This window comes from Streptosporangium sp. NPDC020145, assembly GCF_040631275.1.
Lineage (GTDB): Bacteria > Actinomycetota > Actinomycetes > Streptosporangiales > Streptosporangiaceae > Streptosporangium.
In genome coordinates this window covers 420,602-442,711 of sequence record NZ_JBEXZT010000004.1, presented here as the reverse complement: position 1 = coordinate 442,711, position 22,110 = coordinate 420,602, and the positions used below count along the sequence as shown (strand labels likewise).

At 70.2% G+C, this 22,110-nt stretch carries 22 protein-coding genes; 12 read left to right on the top strand and 10 right to left on the bottom strand.

The features are described 5' to 3' along the window. Window positions 1-22: 22 nt before the first annotated feature. The gene (locus tag ABZ463_RS10375) at window positions 23-1,297 is read right to left on the bottom strand and encodes a helix-turn-helix domain-containing protein (protein WP_352008768.1); all 1,275 of its coding nucleotides are present in this window, start codon (window positions 1,295-1,297) and stop codon (window positions 23-25) included. Window positions 1,298-1,932: 635 nt separating this feature from the next. Between ABZ463_RS10375 and ABZ463_RS10370 the strand changes: the two genes are divergently transcribed. Then, window positions 1,933-3,306 (top strand): NCS2 family permease, encoded by a 1,374-nt coding sequence (locus ABZ463_RS10370; protein WP_352008767.1) that lies wholly within the window; start codon window positions 1,933-1,935, stop codon window positions 3,304-3,306. Here ABZ463_RS10370 and ABZ463_RS10365 read toward each other — a convergent pair. Continuing rightward, entirely contained in the window at window positions 3,303-4,400 is a 1,098-nt protein-coding gene (locus tag ABZ463_RS10365) for an excalibur calcium-binding domain-containing protein (RefSeq protein WP_362775167.1), read from the bottom strand. The two genes, ABZ463_RS10370 and ABZ463_RS10365, sit on opposite strands and share 4 nt — an antisense overlap. A gap of 227 nt (window positions 4,401-4,627) precedes the next feature. On the opposite strand from ABZ463_RS10365, the gene ald reads away from it, so the two are divergent. The 6 genes from ald (at window position 4,628) to ABZ463_RS10335 (ending at window position 10,122) form a co-directional block, all read left to right on the top strand. Then, window positions 4,628-5,743: an alanine dehydrogenase gene (gene ald, locus ABZ463_RS10360; protein WP_352008765.1), complete on the top strand. Its 1,116-nt coding sequence runs from the start codon at window positions 4,628-4,630 to the stop codon at window positions 5,741-5,743. Window positions 5,744-6,507: 764 nt separating this feature from the next. Then, complete coding sequence (locus ABZ463_RS10355) at window positions 6,508-6,708, top strand: hypothetical protein (protein ID WP_352008764.1); 201 nt, start codon at window positions 6,508-6,510, stop codon at window positions 6,706-6,708. Window positions 6,709-6,726: 18 nt separating this feature from the next. After that, window positions 6,727-7,275: a MauE/DoxX family redox-associated membrane protein gene (locus ABZ463_RS10350; RefSeq protein WP_362775163.1), complete on the top strand. Its 549-nt coding sequence runs from the start codon at window positions 6,727-6,729 to the stop codon at window positions 7,273-7,275. A 59-nt stretch (window positions 7,276-7,334) separates the two neighbouring features. Beyond that, window positions 7,335-7,826 (top strand): hypothetical protein, encoded by a 492-nt coding sequence (locus ABZ463_RS10345; protein ID WP_362775160.1) that lies wholly within the window; start codon window positions 7,335-7,337, stop codon window positions 7,824-7,826. Next, window positions 7,823-9,670, top strand: coding sequence for an ABC transporter ATP-binding protein (locus tag ABZ463_RS10340; protein ID WP_362775157.1), 1,848 nt, complete (start codon window positions 7,823-7,825; stop codon window positions 9,668-9,670). The genes ABZ463_RS10345 and ABZ463_RS10340 overlap by 4 nt, the downstream gene beginning before the upstream one ends. Then, the gene (locus ABZ463_RS10335) at window positions 9,667-10,122 is read left to right on the top strand and encodes a S26 family signal peptidase (protein WP_362775154.1); all 456 of its coding nucleotides are present in this window, start codon (window positions 9,667-9,669) and stop codon (window positions 10,120-10,122) included. The genes ABZ463_RS10340 and ABZ463_RS10335 overlap by 4 nt, the downstream gene beginning before the upstream one ends. A 52-nt stretch (window positions 10,123-10,174) precedes the next feature. Here ABZ463_RS10335 and ABZ463_RS10330 read toward each other — a convergent pair whose 3' ends face one another. After that, a complete protein-coding gene (locus tag ABZ463_RS10330) occupies window positions 10,175-10,837 on the bottom strand; it encodes a DUF3105 domain-containing protein (RefSeq protein ID WP_362775151.1) in 663 nt (220 codons plus the stop codon). Window positions 10,838-11,034: 197 nt separating this feature from the next. On the opposite strand from ABZ463_RS10330, the gene ABZ463_RS10325 reads away from it, so the two are divergent. Both ABZ463_RS10325 and ABZ463_RS10320 read left to right on the top strand, forming a co-directional pair. Further along, on the top strand, window positions 11,035-11,592 hold the full coding sequence (locus ABZ463_RS10325; protein ID WP_352008758.1) for a DUF305 domain-containing protein: 558 nt from the start codon (window positions 11,035-11,037) through the stop codon (window positions 11,590-11,592). Window positions 11,593-11,722: 130 nt separating this feature from the next. Next, window positions 11,723-12,022, top strand: a complete 300-nt coding sequence (locus tag ABZ463_RS10320; RefSeq protein ID WP_352008757.1) for a DUF3467 domain-containing protein — start codon at window positions 11,723-11,725, stop codon at window positions 12,020-12,022. A 58-nt stretch (window positions 12,023-12,080) separates the two neighbouring features. Here ABZ463_RS10320 and ABZ463_RS10315 read toward each other — a convergent pair whose 3' ends face one another. The 5 genes from ABZ463_RS10315 to ABZ463_RS10295 all read right to left on the bottom strand — a co-directional run bounded on the left by ABZ463_RS10315 (window position 12,081) and on the right by ABZ463_RS10295 (window position 17,608). Continuing rightward, window positions 12,081-13,145 (bottom strand): low specificity L-threonine aldolase, encoded by a 1,065-nt coding sequence (locus ABZ463_RS10315; RefSeq protein WP_362775146.1) that lies wholly within the window; start codon window positions 13,143-13,145, stop codon window positions 12,081-12,083. 67 nt (window positions 13,146-13,212) lie between these two features. Then, window positions 13,213-13,851, bottom strand: coding sequence for an SDR family oxidoreductase (locus tag ABZ463_RS10310; protein ID WP_362775143.1), 639 nt, complete (start codon window positions 13,849-13,851; stop codon window positions 13,213-13,215). Then, window positions 13,848-15,938 (bottom strand): DUF6421 family protein, encoded by a 2,091-nt coding sequence (locus ABZ463_RS10305; RefSeq protein WP_352008754.1) that lies wholly within the window; start codon window positions 15,936-15,938, stop codon window positions 13,848-13,850. The genes ABZ463_RS10310 and ABZ463_RS10305 overlap by 4 nt, the downstream gene beginning before the upstream one ends. A gap of 205 nt (window positions 15,939-16,143) precedes the next feature. Continuing rightward, a complete protein-coding gene (locus ABZ463_RS10300) occupies window positions 16,144-16,629 on the bottom strand; it encodes an NUDIX domain-containing protein (RefSeq protein ID WP_352009448.1) in 486 nt (161 codons plus the stop codon). A gap of 19 nt (window positions 16,630-16,648) precedes the next feature. Further along, on the bottom strand, window positions 16,649-17,608 hold the full coding sequence (locus ABZ463_RS10295; protein WP_362775139.1) for a LysR family transcriptional regulator: 960 nt from the start codon (window positions 17,606-17,608) through the stop codon (window positions 16,649-16,651). Window positions 17,609-17,753: 145 nt separating this feature from the next. On the opposite strand from ABZ463_RS10295, the gene ABZ463_RS10290 reads away from it, so the two are divergent. The 3 genes from ABZ463_RS10290 (at window position 17,754) to ABZ463_RS10280 (ending at window position 20,282) form a co-directional block, all read left to right on the top strand. Then, entirely contained in the window at window positions 17,754-18,599 is an 846-nt protein-coding gene (locus ABZ463_RS10290; protein ID WP_362775136.1) for a methyltransferase domain-containing protein, read from the top strand. Window positions 18,600-18,627: 28 nt separating this feature from the next. After that, on the top strand, window positions 18,628-19,281 hold the full coding sequence (locus ABZ463_RS10285; RefSeq protein WP_362775133.1) for a TetR/AcrR family transcriptional regulator: 654 nt from the start codon (window positions 18,628-18,630) through the stop codon (window positions 19,279-19,281). A 296-nt stretch (window positions 19,282-19,577) separates the two neighbouring features. Then, window positions 19,578-20,282: a hypothetical protein gene (locus ABZ463_RS10280; protein WP_362775130.1), complete on the top strand. Its 705-nt coding sequence runs from the start codon at window positions 19,578-19,580 to the stop codon at window positions 20,280-20,282. On the opposite strand, the gene ABZ463_RS10275 is transcribed toward ABZ463_RS10280, so the two are convergent. Both ABZ463_RS10275 and ABZ463_RS10270 read right to left on the bottom strand, forming a co-directional pair. Next, window positions 20,222-20,902, bottom strand: coding sequence for a response regulator transcription factor (locus tag ABZ463_RS10275; protein ID WP_352008749.1), 681 nt, complete (start codon window positions 20,900-20,902; stop codon window positions 20,222-20,224). The genes ABZ463_RS10280 and ABZ463_RS10275 overlap by 61 nt on opposite strands. Beyond that, window positions 20,886-22,091, bottom strand: coding sequence for a sensor histidine kinase (locus ABZ463_RS10270; protein ID WP_362775127.1), 1,206 nt, complete (start codon window positions 22,089-22,091; stop codon window positions 20,886-20,888). The genes ABZ463_RS10275 and ABZ463_RS10270 overlap by 17 nt, the downstream gene beginning before the upstream one ends. Window positions 22,092-22,110: the final 19 nt, after the last annotated feature.

Sequence of the window (22,110 nt, the reverse complement as noted above, 5' to 3'; positions counted from 1 at the left end):
GCCCGGCGGAACGGAGCGGTTCCTACAGCCCCACGCAGGCCAGCGCCCTCTTGTAGGCGTCCACGCTGCGGACGGGCTCGTCGATGCGCTCCAGGACCCGCGCCGCCGTCAGCCAGGCGTGGGCGGTGTAGCGGGTCGCGGGCAGCTTGTCGAGCGCCTCGGCCGCGGCCTGCAGCTCGTGCAGGGCCCGCTGCTGACCGTCCAGCTCGGCGGAGGTCTGGCCGTGCAGCAGGCGTGCCTCCATCTGCAGCGGCCTGGGCATCCCGTCGAGCATGTCGCAGACGGCCTTGATGTGCTCTCCGGCCCGCTGGGGGTTGGCGAGCAGCAGCTCGGCGCGGGCGAGGTTCATCGCGCAGCGCATCTTGTCCATGGGGTTGGCCGAGCTCTCCGAGAGCTCCTTCTCGACCTTGGCCAGCAGCTCACGCCAGGCGCCCGCCTGCATGGGCCGTACGGTCAGCATGACCTGGGCGTAGTCGTTGCGGAGACGGGCCAGTCTGCGGGGGTCGCCGTACTCGGACTGGATGGCCAGGGCGCGCTCGACGTGGGTGACGGCCTCGTCGCCGCGCCCGCTCTCGACCGCGACGATGGCCGCGCCCCAGTGCGCCAGGGTGAGCGCCTGCGGGGTGCCGAGGACCTCGGCCGCGGCGAGCACCTCGGCGGAGAACTGCCTGGCCCGCAGCAGGTCGCCCCGCTCGACGTAGGCGGCCAGCAGCTGGCCGCCCAGTCTCATCAGGCCGTCGGTCCAGGCGGGCCTGACCGCGCCGCCGAGGATCTCCTCGACGACGTTCACCGCCTGGGCCAGGTCTCCCTGCTCGCGGTAGCAGCGCGACAGGGCGACGGCCACGGCGATGTGGCGTTCGGGGCTCATCGTGGCGGGGTCGTTCTCGCGCAGGCCGTTGAGCAGGGCGATCGCGCCGTCGAGGTCGCCGCAGGCCTCCGTGGCCAGGGCCAGGCCGTACTCGGCGTCCTGTCTGTGCTGGGGCAGGCCCGCCAGGCCGCTGTCGGCGAGAAGCTCGGCGTAACGCGTGCGCGCCTCGCCGACCTCGCCGTTCTCCATGGCCAGCCGGGCGTAGCCGAGGCCCAGCTCGATCTCCTGCATCTGCTCGGCGGTCACGCCGTTGATCAGGTAGGTGAGGGAGCAGTCGAGCTTCTCGGCCAGCAGCTCAAGGACCGCCGGAGTGGGCGTACGCTTGCCGCTCTCGATCAGCGACACATAACTGTCGGATAGTTCCGGATGGGCGAGTTGCGCCTGGGAAAGACCACGTTGACGTCGGACGGTCTTGATGCGTTGCCCCACCAAGTCTTGACCAGCCACGTTACCCCTTGAAAGATATCGTTCGAGCAGCAGAACCCACGACAGGAGCCTCCCCCGTGCGCCGACGCCTCGCTTTGTCTGCCCTCGCCGTCCTATTTACGGCCACATTTGCAGCCATGAGCAATGCTACGACTGCAAGTGCTGATTCGTCTTCCCCCTCGCAGAGCACCAGTCAGTATTCTTTGCAGCTCAACCAGGAGAACAAGACGAGCTGGAGCTATCCCGACTAGCAGCGGGTCAGCCCGCCTGTAAAGCCGGTACCAGACCGGCACGGCCCGTCACCGTGGAGAGATCCCGACCGGTGAGCATCGCGATCCGGCGGATACGGCGGCGGGCCGTTCCGGTTCCCGGAAGAGGAACGCCCGGCCGAGGCCCCGTCGGATGTCGCACGGCGAAGGAACGCTCCAGCGCCTGGAATCGGTGCGCCGATCCTAACCCACCCGAACCCCCCTGCACAGGGCGAATCATCTCCGCACGTCACCTTCCGTCCATCCCCGCTTCCCGCCCGGACCGTACGGCTCCGCGATGAAATGGAACGGTCCAGGCCGTGGCCCATGACATCGCGCCGGAACCGCGGGGGTAGGAACCCGATCGTCCTTCAGGGCGATGGGAGGCTCATGGACCGGTTCTTCGAACTGTCGGCGCGTGGTTCGACGGTCGGCCGCGAGGTCAGGGGTGGGATCACCACCTTCATGGCCATGGCCTACATCATCCTGCTCAACCCGATCATCCTGGGCGGGGCGACGGACGTCACCGGCGCGAAGCTGACGATCACGCAGCTGACCACCTCGACGGTCCTCGCGGCGGCGGTGAGCACGCTGCTGATGGGAGTCGTCGGCAACGCCCCCTTCGGCCTGGCTGCCGGGCTCGGGCTGAACGCCGTCGTCGCCTACCAGGCCGCCCCGCACATGACCTGGGCCCAGGCGATGGGTCTGGTCGTGCTGGAGGGCCTGGTCATCGTGCTCCTCGCGGTCTCCGGGTTGCGCAGGCTCATCATGAACTCCATCCCGCTGGCCCTGAAGCACGCGATCAGCGTGGGCATCGGAATGTTCATCGCGCTGATCGGGCTGGTCGACGCCGGGTTCGTGGCACGCGGCACGGGAACGCCGGTGCAGCTGGGCAGGACGGGACACCTGACGGGGTGGCCGGTCACGGTCTTCTGCTTCGGCCTGCTGCTGATGATCGTGCTCTACGTGCGCAGGACCAGGGGCGCCATCCTGATCGGCATCGCGATCACCGCCGTGCTGGCGATCGTCGTCAACTCCGTCGCCAGGATCGACCCGGCGAGCTGGGGCGTCGTGGTGCCCCGGGTGCCCGAGGGCGTGGTCGCGGCGCCGGACTTCGGACTGGTCGGGCAGTTCGACCTCTTCGGTGGCTTCTCCCAGGCGGGGCCGGTGACCGCGACGGTCGTGCTGTTCACGCTGGTCCTGTCCGGGTTCTTCGACGCGATGGGCACGATCATCGGGGTGAGCGACGAGGCGGGACTGGTCGACGAGCAGGGCCGGGTGCCCCGCCTCGGCGCGATCCTGACCGTGGACGGCGTGGCCGGGGCCGTCGGCGGCCTGTCCAGCGCCTCGGCCAACACGGTGTTCGTCGAGTCGGCGGCCGGGGTCGGCGAGGGCGCGAAGACCGGCCTGGCGGCGCTGGTGACCGGCGCCCTGTTCACGCTGAGCCTGTTCTTCACCCCGATCGCCTCCGTCGTGCCCGCCGCGGCGGCGGCCCCGGCGCTGGTGCTCGTCGGCGCGCTGATGATGACCCAGGCCAGGAACATCCCCTGGGAGGACCTGACGCTGGCCGTACCGGCGTTCCTGACGATCGCGCTGATGCCCTTCACCTACAGCATCACCAACGGCGTGGGCGCCGGGGTGATCTCCTACACGGTCGTCCAGGCGGCCGTCGGGCGGGCCGGGCGGATTCCGTGGCTGCTGTGGGCGGTCACCCTGGTCTTCGCCCTCTACTTCGCGATAGAGGCCGTCCAGGGATTGCTCTAGCGGGCCTGGAGGTATCCCTCCTCACAGGCCACGCCGTCGCCGTCCTTGTCGGGGTACCAGTGGTACTCCTTGTGGGTCTCCTTGAAGTAGGGGCCGCGTCCCGCCCTGGCCACGCTCGCGCAGTCCGGATAGCGGGGATCGGTCCCCCGCGCCCCGGCGGCGGGCGCGGCGGCTCCCGTCGTGGGCCCCGTCGTGGGCCCGGTGGTGGTTCCCGTGGTGGCGGCCGGGGTCTGTGGTGCCTGACCGGTGGGCGCGTTCGTGGCCGGTGGGGTGATGGGCGCCGTCGTGGGAGGCGTCGTGGTTCCCGGGGTCGCCGAGGGCTGCGCGTTCGCGGCACCGAGCAGCCGGGCGACCATGGCGTCGGCCTGTTCCTTGGTGAAGGAGCCCGCGATGCTCAGACTGTCCTCGGTGATCACCTGGGCGACCCTGGGGGCCGCGACCACCCGTTCCCCGACGACGATCGCCATCTGCTGCGTGACCGTCTCCTGGGTCAGGTCGTTGATCTGGTCGCGGAAGGTGGGCGCGAACACGATCTTCACCGAGTAGGAGCCGCCCCGGTCCTGGACCGCCTCGATCCTGCGCACCGCGTCCACGCTGACCCCGGCGGCCAGTGTGTAGCAGACCTGCCCGAGGTCGTCGGGCCTGGCGTCGGGGTCGGTGCACGGCCCCTGCTGGGCGCCCGTCACCGGCGCGAAGTGGATGGGTACGGCCAGCCGCCGGGGCGGCGTCGCGCCCAGCGGCAGGTCGGGGTTGCGGGTCATCAGCACCGCGAGGGTACCGAGCACGCCCGCGGTCAGCACGACGATGACCAGGGCGACGACCAGGGCGATCGTGGTGATCCTGGTGGCGCGGGGCGGCTGCGGGGCGTATCCGGCCGCTCGGGGGTCGCGGGGGTCCCGTGGGTCGCGGGGCCCTCCGGGGGGCGTGGGACGGCCTCGGCCGCCCGGCGGGCCGGACCTGTCCCCGTTCCCGCGCCCCGGTCCCGTCGGGTCAGGCCGGACGCCCTGGTGACGGCCCTGATGATGGCCGTGACGGGCGGGTGGAGGCCCCTGCGGCACCGGCGGGTCGTCCGTGCCGCCAGGACCGGTGCGCATCTCCATCGTCTTCGTCCCCGTATCGTCGCGTCCCTCGCGAACGAGCCTACCGATCACTCAAAATCCCCGGTAATCGGACGGTCAATCGGGCATCCAGAAAGATGACGACTTCCGCAGTTTGACAGCGTGTTATCAACGATGAGCGATTCATTGCACCTTGCGCGTAGTGCCCTCTTTCTCGGGAACGCAGAGTGAAGGTGACATAGGTGCACGAATCTGGAGGAGCCGTGAAGATCGCTGTTCCCCGCGAGGTCAAGAACCACGAGTACCGTGTGGCCCTGACCCCAGCCGGCGCCCAGGAGCTGGTCCGGCATGGTCATCAGGTGTTCATCGAGAAGGACGCCGGAGCGGGGTCGTCGATTCCCGACTCCGACTTCCAGAGCGTCGGCGCCGTCATCATCGACTCGGCCGACGACGTGTGGGCCGAGGGGGACCTCGTCCTGAAGGTCAAGGAGCCCGTCGCCGAGGAGTACCACCGGATGAGCAAGGGGCAGGTGCTCTTCACCTACCTGCACCTGGCCGCCTCCGAGGCCTGCACCCGGGCCATGCTGGAGTCCGGGGTCACCGGCATCGCCTACGAGACCGTGCAGAACGCCAACGGCTCCCTGCCGCTGCTCGCCCCGATGTCCGAGGTCGCCGGGCGCCTCGCCCCCCAGGTCGGGGCCTACCACCTGATGCGGCCCGAGGGCGGCCGCGGGGTGCTGATGGGCGGCGTCTCCGGTGTGCACGCCGCGAGCGTGGTCGTGATCGGTGCCGGGGTCTCCGGCATGAACGCCGCGGTGATCGCGCTCGGCATGCAGGCCGAGGTGGTCCTGCTGGACAAGAACATCGACAGGCTCCGCCAGGCCGACGTCATCTACCAGGGCCACTGCCAGACGGTCGCCTCCAACAGCTTCGAGGTCGAGCGCGCGGTCCTCAACGCCGACCTGGTCATCGGCGCGGTGCTGGTGCCGGGCGCCAAGGCCCCGAAACTGGTCAGCAACGAACTGGTCTCACGGATGAGGCCGGGCTCGGTCCTGGTGGACATCGCCATCGACCAGGGCGGCTGCTTCGAGGACTCCCGGCCGACGACCCACGCCGACCCGACCTACCGGGTGCACGACTCGATCTTCTACTGCGTGGCCAACATGCCGGGCGCCGTCCCGCACACCTCGACCTACGCGCTGACCAACGTGACCCTGCCCTACGTCCTGGCCATCGCCGACCTCGGCTGGCGCCAGGCGCTGCGCGAGGACCCCGTACTGGCTCCCGGCCTCAACACACACGAGGGGCACCTGACCAACCAGCCGGTGGCCGAGGCCCACGGCCTGGAGGCGGTTCCGCTGGAGCGGGTACTCCGATAGTCCGGTGGTTCAGGACCACCCCCGGCACGCCGTGCGGGGCTGTTCGGCGCCCTGTCAGCCCCGCCGTCCCGGAAACCGGCACCGCGTTACCCTCTCCCAAAGCGGTCAATCTGTGAACCATTTCACATTGCACAAATGCTTGACCGACCCGCCCATTCATCGGACAATGCGCTCACATAAAGTAATGATTTCCATACGGAAATGCTTTCCAAGCCATTCACAGAAACGTCACAGAAATGGCACGTCCGGTGACACTCCGCCCATCCGCCAAACGGGCAGAGAAAACAGCAGGAAGTGATGCCCAAAAAGGGCGGAACAGTCCGAACCGGCGGGCCGAAAAGCTGGAAAAACGCGACCGGTTCGGACGGCCGGGTCACACCCCGGGGAGGGCGGGAGCCCGTCATGACACGGAAAGGCCACGGAAAGGCCACGGTCACCATGCGGGACGCCCCGGGAGGCGAGCGAATGTTCGCAGCTCACGACCCCCGGCCAGACTGGACGAAGGCCTCCTGCGGGCCCCCCGCGGCCCCGGGGCTCACGTCCGCCCAGGTTACCCGACAGGAGAGTCGGGAATTCGAAACCACATCCTTCCAAATCAATGAATAACCGGCCTCCCGGAATTGCAATTGCCATTCTTCGGCAAGAATCTATTGTTTTGCCGATAAGCGGCGGTTAGCGTGAACAACGTGCCGCCCCGGAGACCACTCCGGCCGCATATTAATCTCTCACGCGCGGAACCGGCGGCCGGAGGAAGGGTCTGCGACATGCTTAACAAATTGGGAATCCTGGGGGACCGGCTGCTGAGCCGGTTCGTGCCCGCGTCGAGCGCGGCCGCGAGCTGCCCCTGTGGCTCCTACCCCTACACGGGGCCGTGTCTCTATGAGATTCCCTGCGGAGGTGGCCTGACCAAGCTGTGCCTCTGCGAGGACAGCGCCCGCCGTATCACGTGCAGCGTCTGCTCCTAGTCCCCGCCTAAACGACCAATGGCACTCGTCACCCTGGGCTGCCAGGTGCTCGTGGCGAGCACTTTCGCCGTAGCGGCGATCAGCAAACGGCCCGGTAAGGCGTTTGCCGAATTCACGAGATCGACCGGCCGGCTGTTGCCTCCCCGCGTGGGCAGGTGGCGGCGGCCGGTCGCCCTCGGAGTGTTCGCCGCCGAACTGGCCGTCGTCGTCCTGACCCTCCTTCCCGCGACCGCCGCGGCGGGATTCGCCCTCGCCACCGTGACGACCACCGGGTTCACGATCGCGATCGCCGCGGCGCTGCGCCGGGGTGAACGTGCCCCGTGCCGCTGTTTCGGGGCCGGAGGCACACCGCTGGGACCGGTGCACCTGGCGCGCAACCTCGTCCTGATCGTGGTGGCGGTGGCCGGCCTGCTGACGGCCCTGCTCTCCCCCGCCGGGCCGATGGAGCCGGCCCTCGCCGTGGTCACGGTGATCGCCGCCCTCACCGTCGCGTCCCTGGTGATCCGCCTGGACGATCTGGTCGCCCTGTTCGCCTCGTCTCCGTACCACCCGAACAAATCGAAGTGAAGAAAGCAGTGGACATGTTTGTTGCCGCAGCCGTGATTCTCTGTGTCGTCGTCACCGTCTTGAATCTGGTCCTCACGCTGGGCGTGATCCGCCGGCTACGGGACCACACAGAACGTCTCGACGGCCTGACCCACCCGAAGTCCATGATCGAGCCGATCACCGGTCCCGGGACCCGCCCCGGTCCCTTCACCGCCCGCACCGTGGACGCCGAGGCGGTCACCGGGGCACAGCTGGCCGGTGGGCTGGTGGGGTTCTTCTCCCCGACCTGCGACGCGTGCCACGAGTGGCTTCCCAGGTTCGCCGCGGCGGCGCGGGCGCTGCCCGAGGGCCGTCGGCAGGCGCTGGCCGTGATCGTGGCGCCGACGGACGAGGTCGCCGCCGACATGGTGTCGCAGCTCCGGGAGAACGTCATGGTCGTCATCGAACGGGATCGCGGGCCGCTGGCCGCCGCCTTCAAGACCTCCGCCTACCCCGCCATGTGCCGTCTCGGCGCGGACGGCGCGGTGACCCACACCGGGCGAGGTGCCGTGGCCGTACCGGCGGAGATGTGAGGCAGGCCGCAGCGACGGCCGGGCTCACCCCCAAAGCGGCGTTCGGCCACACCCTCATGGCGGCGCGGCTGACGCTGGCGGCCGCTCCGGCGGCGCTGGGCGTGCTGGTGCTGCTCTCGGCCGCCGCGGGGCTCGCGCCGGTGGTGGTCGCCTGGCTCACCCGGCTGACGTTGGACGGCCTGGTCGGCGGCGTCTCCGGCACGGCCCTGGTCTGGGCCGCCGTGGCGCTCGCCCTCGCGGGGGTCTGCGCCGTGGTCGTGCCACGGCTGTCCCAGTACACCGAGGCCGAGGTGGGGAGGCGGGTGCGGACGGTCGCGGTCGACCGGCTCTACACCGCGATGAACGACCGGTTGCGGGGGCTGGCGACCCTGGAGAACCCGGACTTCCACAATCGGATCAGCCTGGCGCAGCAGGCGGGCAGCACCGGCCCCGTGCACCTGCTGAACAGCGCCACCGGCATCGGAAGAAGTCTGCTGACCCTGACCGGTTTCCTGGTCACCCTGCTGTTGATCAACCCCTGGCTGGTGCTGGCCGTCTCGGTCACCGCGATCCCCACCACGCGGGCGGAGGTCCTGCTGGGCCGGCGCCGGGTGGGGGCGATGTGGCGGACCGGCTACGCCGAGCGGCGGCAGTACTTCTATGCGAACCTGCTCAGCGCCCCGCGGGAGGCCAAGGAGGTCCGTCTCTTCGGACTGGGGGACTTCTTCAGGAACCGGATGCTCTCCGAGCTGCGCTCGACCAACGCCGTCAACCGCGCCCTGGACCGGCGCGAGCTGGGAGTGCAGATCCTCCTGGCCCTCCTGGGGGCCGGAGTCGCGGGCGGCGGGCTGATCTGGGCCGTCCTGGCCTCCCGGGCCGGACGACTCACCGTGGGTGACGTGACGGTGCTCGTGGCCGCGGTCGCCGGGGTCCAGAGCTCCCTGTCCGCGATCATCAGTCAGCTGGGAGCCTCCTACCAGGCGCTGCTCATGCTGGACCACTACCACGTGGCGACCACGGTCGAACCCGACCTGCCGGTCCCGGCCTCTCCCCGCCCGGTACCGGCGCTGACGGGAGGGGTCGAGTTCCGGGACGTCTGGTTCCGCTACGGTCCCGACCAGCCGTGGGTGCTGCGTGGTGTGAACCTCACCATTCCCGCGGGCCGGGCCACCGCGCTGGTCGGGCTGAACGGCGCGGGCAAGAGCACACTGGTGAAGCTGCTCTGCAGGCTCTACGACCCCACCCGCGGCCAGGTCCGCTGGGACGGAGTCGACCTGCGGGACACCGACCCCGCCCAGCTGCGGGAACGGATCGGCACGGTGTTCCAGGACTACGTGGAGTACGAGCTCTCCGCGGCGGAGAACATCGGCCTCGGTGACCTCGCCCGGCTGGAGGACCGAGATCGGATCGAGGCCGCCGCGCGGCGCGCCGGGGTGCACGAGGTGCTGGCCGCGCTGCCGAACGGCTACGACACCATGCTGACCCGGATGTTCCTGGCCGGGATCGACGAGGAGCACCCCGAGATGGGCATGCTGCTGTCCGGCGGGCAGGGGCAGCGGCTGGCGCTGGCGAGGGCGCTGCTTCGGGACGACCGGGACATGCTCGTCCTCGACGAGCCCAGCTCCGGTCTCGACGCGGAGGCCGAGGCCGAGGTTCACGCCCGGCTCCGCGAGCACCGCGGCGGCCGTACCAGCCTGCTGATCTCCCATCGCCTCAACACGGTCCGCGACGCGGACCAGATCGCGGTCCTCTCCGACGGGGAGATCATCGAGTGCGGCGACCACGCCCGGCTCGTCGCCGAGGGCGGCGTCTACTCCCGGCTCTTCTCCCTGCAGGCCCGCGGCTACGAGACGACGCTCACATGATCCAGATCGCGCTGGCCCTTGTCGCGCTGGCCTGCCTCGCGGGCTGGCTGAACCGGCTGCGCCGGGGATACCTGGTGGTCACGGTGCGGGGCCCCAGCATGACACCCACCTACCGTCACGGCGACCGGCTACTGGTACGGCGCCGCCGGGGAGGCCGGATCCGGGCGGGTGAGGTGGCCGTCGTCGACCTGCCTGAGTGGATACGGCCCGTTCCCGGAGAGCTGGGTCCCCGGGAGGCACTGCGCGCCCGGCGGGTCATCAAACGGGTCGCGGCGATCCCCGGAGATCCGGTGCCCTTTCCCTTCGAAGGGGCCGGGGCGGTGGTCCCCCCGGCCAGTCTGGTGCTCCTGGGAGACAATCCCGACGGCAGCGGAGACTCGCGACAGTACGGTTACGTACCCGCCGACGCCGTGGTGGGAGTGGTCCTGCGCCCCCTGAGAGACCACTCGTGACCCTCGGCGCCCGCGTGGCGGGAGGGCGGCGAGGTCGCCGCCCTCCCTGTCGTCAGGAGGCGCTTGAGGAGGGAGCGGGCGTGGCGTCGGGAATGGGGTTCTGCGACGCGGGCTTGTCGACGCTGTTCGGACCCTCGCAGGAGGCGCCGAGCTCGGGGGTCTCAGGACTGTTCTTGTACTTCGCGACGAACTTGGCCAGTCGCGGATCGTCCGCGCTGTCGAGCTGCAGCTGCTTGTTCCAGGAGCTCAGCACGACGGGCTTGGGGAGACCCGGGTAGGGGCTGAGAAGCATGTAGTCGCTCGATGCGGCCTTCTTCAACGTCTCGACCTGGTCCTTGGGAAGGTCGGGCCGATAGGTGATCCACACCGCGCCGTGCTCCAGGGAGTGCACGGCGTTCTCGTTGTTCACGGGCTCGTCGTAGATGCCACAGCGCTGCCATACGGAGTTGTGCTCCCCGCCCATCGGGGGGTTCTCCGCATATTTGATCTTGGTTTCCTTGTGCGATCCGCCCGCGTATTTGGCGCTTGTCACCGAATCCAGTGAGGTCTGCGCCCGCTCGTTGACGAGGTAGAAGCCGACCACTCCGACGAGCAGCAGAACGACCAGGCCTCCGGCCCCCCACATGATGATCCCGGCATGGCGCTCACGGCGCTTCTGCTGTTCACGCATCTGGTTGAGACGCTCACGTCTCGACCGTGCCTCTTCCTTGATCATCAATCCTCCAGGGGGCAAACCATGTCCGAGTCACCTTATGCGCTACCTACGTATAGCGGGAATAAGTACCGCACTCCCTCCCCACAGCTGGTAACCGGTAGGCTGACTAGGCGATGGAGACCCCCGTAGAACGCCCCAGATCACGTCGACCGTGGACGATCCTTGCGATAGTCATCGTTTTCGCGCTCGTCGGCTCCGTGCTGTTCCTGGGGGGTAGGCAGTCCCCCACCGACTCCTCTGCCGAAGCCGGCTATGCCCGTGACATGGCCACGCACCACTCGCAGGCCGTCGAGATGGCCTTCATCATGCGGGACGACACGACGAACGATCCCCTGCGGGTGCTCACCTACGACATCATCGTCACGCAGACCGCCCAGCGCGGGATGTTCGGCGGCTGGCTCCAGCAGTGGGGGCTCAACCAGTCGACCGAGCGCCCGCCGATGGCCTGGATGTCCGGTCACGGCCACGGCGTAACGGCGGCGGCCCCGGGTGCGATGCCCGGTATGGCCAGCCAGGAGGAGCTCAAGAGGCTCCGCGAGGCCACGGGCAAGGAGCAGGAGATCCTCTTCCTTCAGCTCATGATCCGCCACCACGAGGGCGGCGTGCAGATGAGCGAGGGGCTGCTGAAACTGTCGGACCGCGACGAGGTGGCCACCCTGGCGCGGCACATCGTCGCGGGCCAGACGGGAGAGATCAAGCTGATGACCGACATGCTGGCCCAGCGCGGGGCCAGGCCACTGCCCTCGATCCTCTAGCTCTCCCCGGTCGTTCCCGGGCCCACCCCCTGTACGGCGTCCGCCTCGACGAGGTCGGCGCGCCCCTGCGCCGCCCGTTCCCCCGGCCAGGGCAGCATTGAGCAACCTGGCCGGAGGAGATAGAACAGAAATGGTGAACGACGAACCGGAGAACCGCCTGGAGGTGAGCATCTCCGCCGAGGTCGAGGCCGGGCAGTACGCCAACTTCGCATCGGTGTGGCACACCGAGGATGGCTTCGTCCTGGACTTCGCGGTGATCACCAGGCCGCCCCAGCTCGCCAACGACCCCTCGTCGGGCCAGCACTTCGTCAGTGTGCCGACCAGGATCGTCAGCCGGATCCGCATCCCCCCGAGCCAGGTGTTCGAACTCATGAAGGCTCTGGAACAGCAGCTGACCGCATACGAGAAGGAGACGGGCAGGAAGTCCTGACCCGTCCCCGCGCGTCTCTCCCCCCGGCGTCAGCCGTACGGGACCGGGCCGCGTGTTCTCACGCCTGCGCGCGCATCTCCTCGGCCACGGCGGCGGCGAAGGCGTCCACATCCGCCTCCGTGGTGTCGAAGGCGGTCATCCAGCGGACCTCCCCGGCGGCCTCGTTCCAGGTGTAGAAGCGGAAGCGCTTCTGCAGCCGCTGCGTCACCTCGGCGGGCAGGACCGCGAAGACGGCGTTGGCCTGCACGGGCCTGGGCACCTCGACCCCGGGGATCTCCCGTACGGCGTCGGCCAGTCTGCGGGCCATGGCGTTGGCGTTGCGCGCGTTGCGCAGCCACAGGTCACCGGCGAGCAGCGCCTCGAACTGCACCGAGACGAATCTCATCTTGGAGGCGAGCTGCATCGCGCTCTTGCGCAGGTAGCGCAGCCCCCTGACGGCGTCGGGGTTGAGGACCACGATCGCCTCGCCGAACATCAGCCCGGCCTTGGTGCCGCCGAAGGACAGCACGTCCACCCCGGCGTCCGTGGTGAAGGCGCGCAGCGGCACCCCGAGCGCGGCGGCCGCGTTGGCCGCGCGGGCGCCGTCGAGGTGGACGAGCATGCCGAGCTGGTGGGCGTGCTCGCAGATCGCCCTGACCTCGTCGGGGGTGTAGAGGGTGCCCAGCTCCGTCGCCTGGGTGATCGAGACGACCCTGGGCTGGGCGCGGTGCTCGTCGCCGAAACCCCAGGCCTGGGTGTCGACCAGCTCGGGGGTGAGCTTGCCGTCCGGGGTGGCGACGGTGAGCAGCTTGAGGCCGGCCGACCGTTCCGGGGCCCCGCCCTCGTCGGTGTGGATGTGCGCGGACTCCGCGCAGACGACCGCCTCCCAGGGGGCGGTCATCGCGCGCAGCGCGACCACGTTGGCCCCGGTGCCGTTGAAGACCGGCCACGCCTGCGCCAGGGGGCCGAAGTGGCCGCGGAAGACCTCCTGGAGGGCCTCGGTGTAGACGTCCTCGCCGTAGGAGATCTGGTGTCCCTCGTTGGCCAGGGCGAGGGCCTGGAGGATCTCCGGGTGCACTCCGGCGTAGTTGTCGCTGGCGAATCCCTTGACCAGCGGGTCGTGTCTGCGGATGGCGTCTGTCACTTCTTCCCCTTGGTCGGGCGGCCGCCTTTCGGTGTCCGGCCGCCCGCGTCGTTCTCGCCGTCCCGCCTCACGGGGCCAGGACGATCCTTTCGCCGTTCCTGTCGGTGTCCCACAGGCCGTCGATCGCCTCGGCGAGGTCGTCGACGTCGGTGAACCCGGGGAAGGTCCGCTCGGGGGCGGCCTCCCGCATGGCCTGGTTCACCAGGGCCTTGACGACCAGGACGTTCGCCGTCGAGCCCGAGCCCTCAAGGGCGTCGGCGAAGGCCAGGGTCCAGGCCTCGGCCGCGGCCTTGGCGGCGCCGTAGGCGGCGTTGCCCTGGGTCGGCCGTTCGGCGGCCAGCGCGGAGACGATGGCGAACCTGCCCCGTCCGCTCACCCTCAGCAGCGGCTCGAAGGCGAGGGTGACGTGCTGCAGGGTGCGCACCAGCAGGTCGTGCAGCAGGTCCCAGTCCTCAAGCCTGGTCTCAGCGAAGGTCTTCGAGCCGCGCCAGCCGCCGACCAGGTGCACGACGCCGTCCAGCCGGCCGTGCTCGGCCTGGACGTCGGCGGCCAGCCGCCTGACCGCCTCGGCGTCGAGCAGGTCGACCGGGAGGGTGCCCTCCGCGCCTGACCTGTCGACACCGATGACGGTGTGTCCCTTGTCCGTGAAGCGGCGTACGACCGCCCTGCCCGCGGGCCCGGCCGCGCCCGTCACCAGAATGATCATGCCCGGATTCCCCTCGTGGACTCGACGACATCGCCGAGCTTACGGCGCAGGGCCTCGTAGAACATGCTCAGGGGGAACTCGTCGGGCAGCACCGCGTCCACCACGGCCTTGGGGAAGCCCTCGACCGGCAGCGCGTCCACCCCCCGGTGCCAGACGGAGGCCGGGTGCGGCTCCACGTAGGCGGCGACGAGCTGGTGGGCGGCCAGCCAGTGGGCGAGCTTGGAGCGGTCGATTCCGTCCCGGTAGAGCTTCTCCACCTCGCCCCGCAGGTCGGCGACGCCGTCGGCGACCCGGTCCCAGGCGACGCTGAGCCGGTTGTCCGTCCACCTGACGATGTCGTTGCGGTGCAGGTAGGCGAAGAGCAGCTGCCCGCCGAGACCGTCGTAGTTGCGGACCCGGTCACCGGTGATCGGGAAGCGGAACAGCCGGTCGAACAGGATGGCGATCTGGACGTAGCGGGCGTGCGGGACGCCCTCCCGCTCCAGCTTCACGGCCTCGCCGAACGCGGTCAGGTCGCAGCGCAGCTCCTCAAGGGAGTAGAGCCAGTACGGCATGCGCTGCTTGATCATGAACGGGTCGAACGGCAGGTCGCCGTGGCTGTGCGTGCGGTCGTGGATCAGGTCCCAGAGCACGAAGGTGTCCTGGGCCAGTTCCTGCGAGGCGACCAGCCGCGCCGCGTCCGGCGGCAGCGCGAGTTTGAGCGTCTCGGCGGCGGCCCCGCTGACCGCGCGGAAGCGGGCGGCCTCCCGGTCGCAGAAGATGCCGCCCCAGGTGAAACGGGCCGGGGTCTGGCGCACCGCGACGGTCTCGGGGAACAGGACGGCGGAGTTGGTGTCGTAGCCGGAGGTGAAGTCCTCGAAGGCGATCGGCACGAAGAGCGGGTTGTCGTAGCGCTCGTTCTCCAGGTTCGCCAGCCACTCGGGCCAGACCGTGCGGATCAGCACGGCCTCCAGGTGGCGGCGGACGCTTCCGTTCTGGGTGTACATCGGGAAGACGACCAGGTGTTCGAGGCCGTCGATCCGCTGGGTGTCGGGGTGGAAGGCGTCGAGGGAGTCCAGGAAGTCGGGGACGCCCAGGCCCTGCTCGACCCACTTGCGCAGGTCGGCGACCACTGCGGTGAGGTAGGCCTCGTCGTGGGGGAAGCACGGGGCGAGCCGTGCGACGTGTTCGACGATCTCGGCGATCAGCTCGACCGCCCTGTCCCGGTCGCCCTCGACGGAGCCGTCCTTGGCCTGCAGCGGCTGGAGCGCCTCGACGGCCGCCTTGAGTGCCTGGAAGGACTCGCGGACCACGGAGACTTCCTGGACCTCCTGGGTCTCCCGGCGCCCGGCGGGGACGGGCACCCGGGCGGCCCAGGTGACGAGGTTGCCCCAGAGCACGGCGTGGTCGTAGTCGCCGATCGAGTCGTCACCGAACAGGTCGGAGTCGGCGACGACCACGACCCTGCCCTCGCCGTGCCGTACGGCCAGCGCCAGGGGCGCGTCGGCGGGGTCGGCGGTCCGCGAGGTCCGGAACAGCACGTTCGCGTGCTCGGGGCCGGTCAGGACACCCGCCCGGTAGAAGCACGCCCTGCGCGCCCCGGCCAGCGGGTCCTCCCGCTGCGAGGGGTCGCCGGGGACGCCGAGGACCCAGGAGGCCACGCCGTTGTGGGAGTTCCCGGGGTCCTGGACGGTGGTGTGCTCGACGGTGACGCCGAAGCGGCCGAGCAGTTCGGCGAGGTTGCTGCCGTACTTCTCCTGCTCGCACTCGGCGAGCACGACCAGGCCGCCTCCGGCCGTGACGTGGTCCTCGATCGCGTCGAGCTCCTCGACCGGCAGGACGGGGCTGCCCAGGCCCGTGGTGCGCTCCCAGCGGTCGGCGGAGGGGTGGGCGATCACGAGGACGTCCTGCCCGGCGAGGAGGGCCGGGGTGATCGGTCCGCCGGTGTGCGCGGCCACGGTGTGCCCGAGGCGGCGCAGCGTCTCGGCGGCGCGGGCGTAGCTGTTGTCGTCGGGATGCCCCGGATTCATCGTTTCGGCCACGTCCCTGCGGATGGTCCATGACTCGTTGTGTGCCTCGTCGAAGAGCACCCGTGGGAACGCTCGCACGATAAATCCTCCCTCAGATGTGAGCCAACGACGGAAAATATACACAAGATGCCCGAATATTGACACACCTCTTACGGCAGGAGCGGTGTGGATCACCCGGGCAAGGGCACGGCGAGGCCCCCGGGGAGGAGGTTTCGGACGGACCAATACACGTGGCCGTACGGGATGGGGGGCGGGCCCGACGCGGCGGGCCCGCCCCGGGAGGTCACCTAGCGGCGAAGTAGTCCGCCACGACCCTGGTGTGCAGCGGGAAAGCCAGCTCGCGTGGCCCGTCGATCGTCAGCCACTCCGTCGTCTCATCGGTCGGCACGACCGGCGGGAGCGCGGCGGAGGAGGTCTCCGGCCCCATGGCGAAGATCAGCACGGTGCCGTCGGGGGCGCTGAGCACGTCGAGGAGCCGGACGTCGTCCGCGCCGACGACGACCCCCGTCTCCTCGCGGAGCTCCCTGACCGCCGCCTGCTGCCAGGACTCCCCCACGTCGACGAAGCCGCCCGGCAGGGCGAGGCCGCCCCGGTGCGGTTCGACGCCGCGGCGGATCACCAGCACGCCGTCGTCGACGGGCAGCAGCATCACGGCGACCGGCAGCGGGTTGAGGTAGGCGGTGTTGCCGCAGAAGGAGCAGGTGCGCGGCCACGCCTGGTCGAGGGCGTATGCACTGCCGCAGAAGGAGCAGTGCGAGTTCCTGGTCATCACGCCGCGAGACTACGGCTCACAACCGCTTCAGCGGCCCGTGCCTTTCCAGCCAGTTCCGGTAGGCGGGAGCCCGTTGCGACTCCGTCCAGTAGGTGGTGGTCAGCGCCCGCACCAGAGCGTCGGCGTGCGCGGTGATCGGCCCGGGAGCGGTCCATCCGATGAGGTGCCGGAAGCGCAGGGGCGAGCCGGCCAGCGGGCGGATCGCGATGCCCTCCCTGGCCGGGACGGTCGCCTGGAACAGGCTGACGCAGCGCCCCTCCGCAACCAGGTCGACCCCGACCTCCAGGTTGACGCCGTAGGCCACGCGCGGGGCGAAGCCGTGCGCGGCACAGGTGTTCCAGAAGTACTCCCTGGGCCCCGACTCAAGCGGGGTCGGCAGCGCCCAGTCCTCCTCGGCGAGGTCGCGCAGCTCGACCTCCTCGTGCTCGGCCAGCGGGTGGCCCGCGGGCAGGCCGACGAAGAGCGGCTCCACCGCGATGGCGGTGTACACCGCGCCGGGCGGCGCGCAGAGCCGGTGGTCCGGATAGTCGTCGAGGGTCGCCAGCTCGATCCGCTCCGATTCGAGCAGGCCGGGCAACGTGTCGATCGTCTGCTCGGTGAGCAGCCTGATCTCCGCGCCGGGCAGCAGTCTGCGGAGGGTCTTGGCCAGGTAGATCCGCAGCCGGGTCGGGGCGCAGCCGACCCGGATCGGCGCCGTCTCCACCTGCGGGGGCGCGTAACGCCTGGCCGTCCGCTCCAACTCGTCGACGGCCGAGACCAGGGAGCGGGAGCGGACGAGCAGCCACTCGCCGAGCATGGTCGGGCGGGCGCCCTCGGGGCCCCTGTCGAACAGGGGGTCGCCGAACATCTGCTCGATACGGCGCAGCTGAGCGGTGAGCGCGGGCTGGGACATCTTCAGGGTCACGGCCGCCCTGGAGATGCTCCCGCTGTCCGCGATCGCACACAGCACCCTCAGATGACGAACCTGGAGATCCACGCATCGAGAGTAAAAGCAAAGAAGCTTTCCAGTAAGACCTAATCGGCGAAGAGCCCGGGGCACGTGCGGTTGACACCCTCCCGCTCCGCGCCCCATCATGAACGAACGTTCATGAACGTTCGTTCATATCAGTTCGGGAGGAAGCATGGGCTCCGTCGTCAACGTCCGCCAGTCCGAGGCCTGGAACGGCTACGAGGGCAACCACTGGGCCGACCACCAGGACCGCTACGACGCCGTGAACGACGCCTTCAACGAACCCCTGCTCGCGGCGGCGGCCGTCGGGGAGCGGGACACGGTGCTGGACGTCGGCTGCGGCAACGGGCGGGTGACCAGGCTGGCCGCCCGGCTGGCCCGGCACGGCCACGCGACCGGCCTCGACCTGTCGGCCCCCATGCTCGCGCGGGCCCGCGCGAGCGCGGACGCCGAGGGCGTCGCCAACGTGACCTTCGAGCGGGGCGACGCCCAGGTCCACCCGCTGCCCTCCGGCCGGTTCGACGTGGCGACGAGCCGGTTCGGGATCATGTTCTTCGCCGACCCTGTCGCCGCGTTCGCCAACATCGGCCGCGCGCTGCGCCCCGGCGGGCGCCTGGCCATGCTGTCGCTGCGGAACCTGGACGACCAGGACCTGGGCCGCGTCCTCGCCGCGATGACCCCGCACCTGCCGCGTCGCCCCGCCACGACAGAACCCGGCGGGCCCGGCCCCGAGTCACTGGCCGACCCCGTCCGCGTCCACGAGGTGCTCACCGCCGCGGGCTTCGAGAACGTGGCCGCGACCCCCGTGGACGCTCCCCAGACATGGGGGGCGGACACCGAGGACGCGGCGGCCTTCCTGGGAGCCTGGGGTCCCGTCCGTTTCATGCTCGGCCAGGTCGATCAGGAGTCGGCCTCCCACGCCCTCGACGCCCTCACCGAGGCGATGCGCCCCTTCGAACGGGCCGGTGCCGTACGGCTGCGCGGCGCCGCCTGGCTGATCACCGCCACCCGGCCGTGACCCACCCGGCTCACTAGGATGCGGGGTGATGTCACCGAGAAAAGCGGCCGCCCTGCGTGACGGCACCGACGGCCTGAGCCTGCGCGAACACCTCGTCGCCACCGCCGGACGGCTCATCGCCGAACGCGGCACCACCGGACTCACCGTCCGCGACATCGCCCGTGCGGCACGGGTCGCGGACGGCGTGCTGTACAACCACTTCGAGGGCAAGGAGGAGTTGCTGGCGCTGGCGCTGCACGCCCACGTCCGCTCGGTCGAGCACGACCTCGGCCCGCTGCCCGCCAGGCCGGGTGAGGGCACCGTCGCCGGCAACCTGCGCGCCTGCCTCACCTACGGTCTCGCCCTGCACAGGGCCTTCCTGCCCGCCTTCGCGGGCCTGCTCCCCCAGCCCGAGGTGCTCGCCCGCTTCGACGCGCTGCCCAACCCCCTCGGCGAGGGCAAGGGGCTGCAGGCGATGCTCGCCGACTATCTGCGCGCGGAACGCGACCTCGGCCGCCTGACCCCCTCGGCCGACCCCGAGGCCGCCGCCACGCTACTCGTCGGCGTCTGCCACGAACTGGTCCTCCCCCGCCTCCTGCGCGGTGCCCCCGTCCCCGCCGACGTTCCCCCCGCCACGGCCGACGCCCTGATAGCCACCCTGATGAACGGCCTCGCCCCCTCCGGGGTGGCATGCACGTCGTGAACGAGGCCAGGAGCGGCGCCCCGGCCCTTCCTCCGCTCCCTCCGGCCGGCAACACCGGCTCGGGCAACGCGGGATACGTCATCCGGGCACGTTCCGGACAGGTGAGCGACGGAGGCGGAAACCAGTGCCCCTGTCTGCCGGGCAGCGCTCCGACCTGTTTCTAAGGAACGGCGTCGCGGGATGATACGCCGCCGGGTGGAGAGTGGGTCCCTCCCCCGGCGGACGACCCGGCGCCGGGGACGGGCCTACCTTCCTTGCATTGGTTCCGCACAGCAAGGCACAGCAAGGAATTCCCGATGTTCAAGGACTCAGCCGACTTCAGGCGTATCGCGTCCGGCACACTGCTGATCGTCGCGCCCCTCCTGCAGACGATCGCCGTCATCATCGACCCCGGCACCTGGGGCGACGACCGGGAGGCCGTCAGCTACGGCGACAACCCGGCCCTGGCCCAGGCCCAGTCGGCTCTGTACCACTGGTCCTACCTGCTCATGGCCCTGGCCGCCATCGCCCTGTTGCATGTGATGCGCCGCAGGGCCGTGGTCTTCGGCCACATCGTGGGCCCACTCACCGCGCTCGGCTACATCAACCTGTCGGGCATGCTCATGATCGATCCGGTGGAGTGGTGGCTGGGGCAGCGCAACACCCCCGAACAGGCCGCCAAGATCCTCGACGAGATGCTGAACCTGCCCGGCGTCGTCTTCGGCTTCCAGATGCCCTGGCTCTTCTTCGCCATCTTCGGCATGCCGGTCCTGCTGGCCGGCGTGTGGCGGGCCGGGTTCGCGCACTGGTGGGTGCCGCTCGTCGTCGCGATCGGCTACGGCACCTCCCTGGTCGTTCCGTACGGCCCCGCCTCGGTCGCGCTGTGGGGCGCCAGCGCGGTCGCGATCGGCTCGCTCGGCGTCAAGATGCTCAGGATGAGCCGCACGGAGTGGATCTCCCACTACCCCACGGACGCGCCCGGCCGTACCACGCCCGACTCGTACGCGAACACCACGGCCTGAGCCCGATCCCGCAGGTGAAGCTTCATGAGCACCCGCGCGACGTGCGTCTTGACCGTGGCCTCACCGACGAAGAGCTCCCCGGCGATCTCGGCGTTGGTCATGCCTCTGGCCAGGAAGCGCAGCACCTCAAGTTCGCGCGGGGTCAGCTCGGCCAGCTGCGGCGGGGGCGCCGGGTCGTGGCGGCCCGCGAAGGAGGCGATGACCCGGGTGGTGACCGCCGGATCGAGCAGCGCGTCACCGCCGACGACGACCCGGATGGCCTCGACGAGCTGCTCGGGGGGCGAGACCTTCAGCAGGAACCCGCTGGTCCCGGCGCGCAGCGCGGCGTAGAGGTTCTCGTCGGTGTCGAAGGTGGTCAGCATCACCACCTTCGGCGGGGCGGGCTGGCCGAGGAGCTGCCTGGCCGCGGTGAGGCCGTCCATACGCGGCATGGAGATGTCCATCAGCACGATGTCAGGCCGGGTACGGCGGGCGACGGAGACGGCTTCGAGCCCGTCCGCCGCCTCCCCGACGACCTCCATGCCCGCCTCGCTCTCCACGACGAGCTTCAGCCCGGCGCGGACCATGGCCTGGTCGTCGGCGATCACGACACGAATGCTCGTCTCAGTTGATCCGTTCATCGGCGAACACCTCCTGGTGGGAGATAGGCAGGGATGCGTGGACACGGAAACCGCCCTCCGGGCGGGGGCCCGCTTCGAAGCGGCCGCCGAAGAGCGCGGCGCGCTCGCGCATGCCGACGAGGCCGTTGCCCGTCGACAGCTCGGACGGGGCTCCGCCGCCGCCGTCCAGGACCTCAAGTTCGATGTGGTCACCGTGGTAGGTGATGGTGATCGTGATCTCGGACTCGCCGCCGTGCTTGACCGCGTTGGTCAGGGCCTCCTGCGCGATGCGGTAGGCCGACAGGTCGAGGCCGGGGGGCAGCCGTACCGGATCGCCGACGACGTCGAGGCTGATCCGCAGCCCGGAGGAGGCCAGCGAGGTGACCGTGCCGGCCAGCAGGTCGAGTCCCGGCTGCGGAATGGCCTCGTCGAGCGGCATGCGCAGCGCGCCGAGCATGACGCGCAGTTCGTCCACCGCCTCCCGGCCCATCCGCTCGATGCCGAGCAGCATGTCCTCGTGCGGGCTTCCCATCCGGCGCATCACCCCGGCCTGCATGACCATCATGCTGACGCTGTGGGCGACCACGTCGTGCAGCTCGCGGGCGATGCGGGTGCGTTCCTGGGCGACGGCCTCGGCGGCCTGGCGTTCCCTGTCACGTTCCAGTTGTACGGCGTGGGCGGCCAGACGGTGCGCCCTGGTGGCGTAGGCGCGCACGGCCAAGCCGGTGAGGTAGGCGGCACCGAAGATGACGGTGAGGAAGATGACCTCGTCGAAGGGCAGCAGGCGGTGGTCGACGGCACCGGAGTCGAAGACCAGGATGCCGGTCACGGCCCAGGCCAGGCCCGGCTTGACGGGCAGCTCGGCGGCGACCGTGTGGAAGACGATCAGCAGGGAGGCCAGCTGCCAGGTCTGGCAGCCTTCGTAGCCCTGCCGGTGCCAGGCGTACTGGGCGAGGATCATCAGGATGAAGACCGCGACCGGCGCCTTGCGCCGGAACCACACCAGTACCCCGGTGACGAGCGCCTGACCGATCCACCACAGTTCGGGGGTCTGCGCCGCGCCGTGGTCGGCGGCGACGGTGAAGGCCTCCAGCGTGCCGAGTGCGATGACGGCCAGGCCGATCAGCAGATCAGCCCTGGGCACCGTGCGGAGGTGCCGGGTGAGGAAAGCGGCGCCGGAGCGTCGCAGGAGGGGAGAGGGAACCGCCATGCGGGGAGACTAATCCCTT

Coding starts and splice junctions, on each gene's coding strand:
- ABZ463_RS10320 (WP_352008757.1), top strand. CDS start 11,723: ATGGTGAACGACGAACCGGAGAACCGCCTGGAGGTGAGCATCTCCGCC.
- ABZ463_RS10370 (WP_352008767.1), top strand. CDS start 1,933: ATGGACCGGTTCTTCGAACTGTCGGCGCGTGGTTCGACGGTCGGCCGC.
- ABZ463_RS10275 (WP_352008749.1), bottom strand. CDS start 20,902: ATGAACGGATCAACTGAGACGAGCATTCGTGTCGTGATCGCCGACGAC.
- ABZ463_RS10365 (WP_362775167.1), bottom strand. CDS start 4,400: ATGCGCACCGGTCCTGGCGGCACGGACGACCCGCCGGTGCCGCAGGGG.
- ABZ463_RS10285 (WP_362775133.1), top strand. CDS start 18,628: ATGTCACCGAGAAAAGCGGCCGCCCTGCGTGACGGCACCGACGGCCTG.
- ABZ463_RS10335 (WP_362775154.1), top strand. CDS start 9,667: ATGATCCAGATCGCGCTGGCCCTTGTCGCGCTGGCCTGCCTCGCGGGC.
- ABZ463_RS10290 (WP_362775136.1), top strand. CDS start 17,754: ATGGGCTCCGTCGTCAACGTCCGCCAGTCCGAGGCCTGGAACGGCTAC.
- ABZ463_RS10280 (WP_362775130.1), top strand. CDS start 19,578: ATGTTCAAGGACTCAGCCGACTTCAGGCGTATCGCGTCCGGCACACTG.
- ABZ463_RS10355 (WP_352008764.1), top strand. CDS start 6,508: ATGCTTAACAAATTGGGAATCCTGGGGGACCGGCTGCTGAGCCGGTTC.
- ABZ463_RS10270 (WP_362775127.1), bottom strand. CDS start 22,091: ATGGCGGTTCCCTCTCCCCTCCTGCGACGCTCCGGCGCCGCTTTCCTC.
- ABZ463_RS10330 (WP_362775151.1), bottom strand. CDS start 10,837: ATGATCAAGGAAGAGGCACGGTCGAGACGTGAGCGTCTCAACCAGATG.
- ABZ463_RS10310 (WP_362775143.1), bottom strand. CDS start 13,851: ATGATCATTCTGGTGACGGGCGCGGCCGGGCCCGCGGGCAGGGCGGTC.
- ABZ463_RS10300 (WP_352009448.1), bottom strand. CDS start 16,629: ATGACCAGGAACTCGCACTGCTCCTTCTGCGGCAGTGCATACGCCCTC.
- ABZ463_RS10350 (WP_362775163.1), top strand. CDS start 6,727: ATGGCACTCGTCACCCTGGGCTGCCAGGTGCTCGTGGCGAGCACTTTC.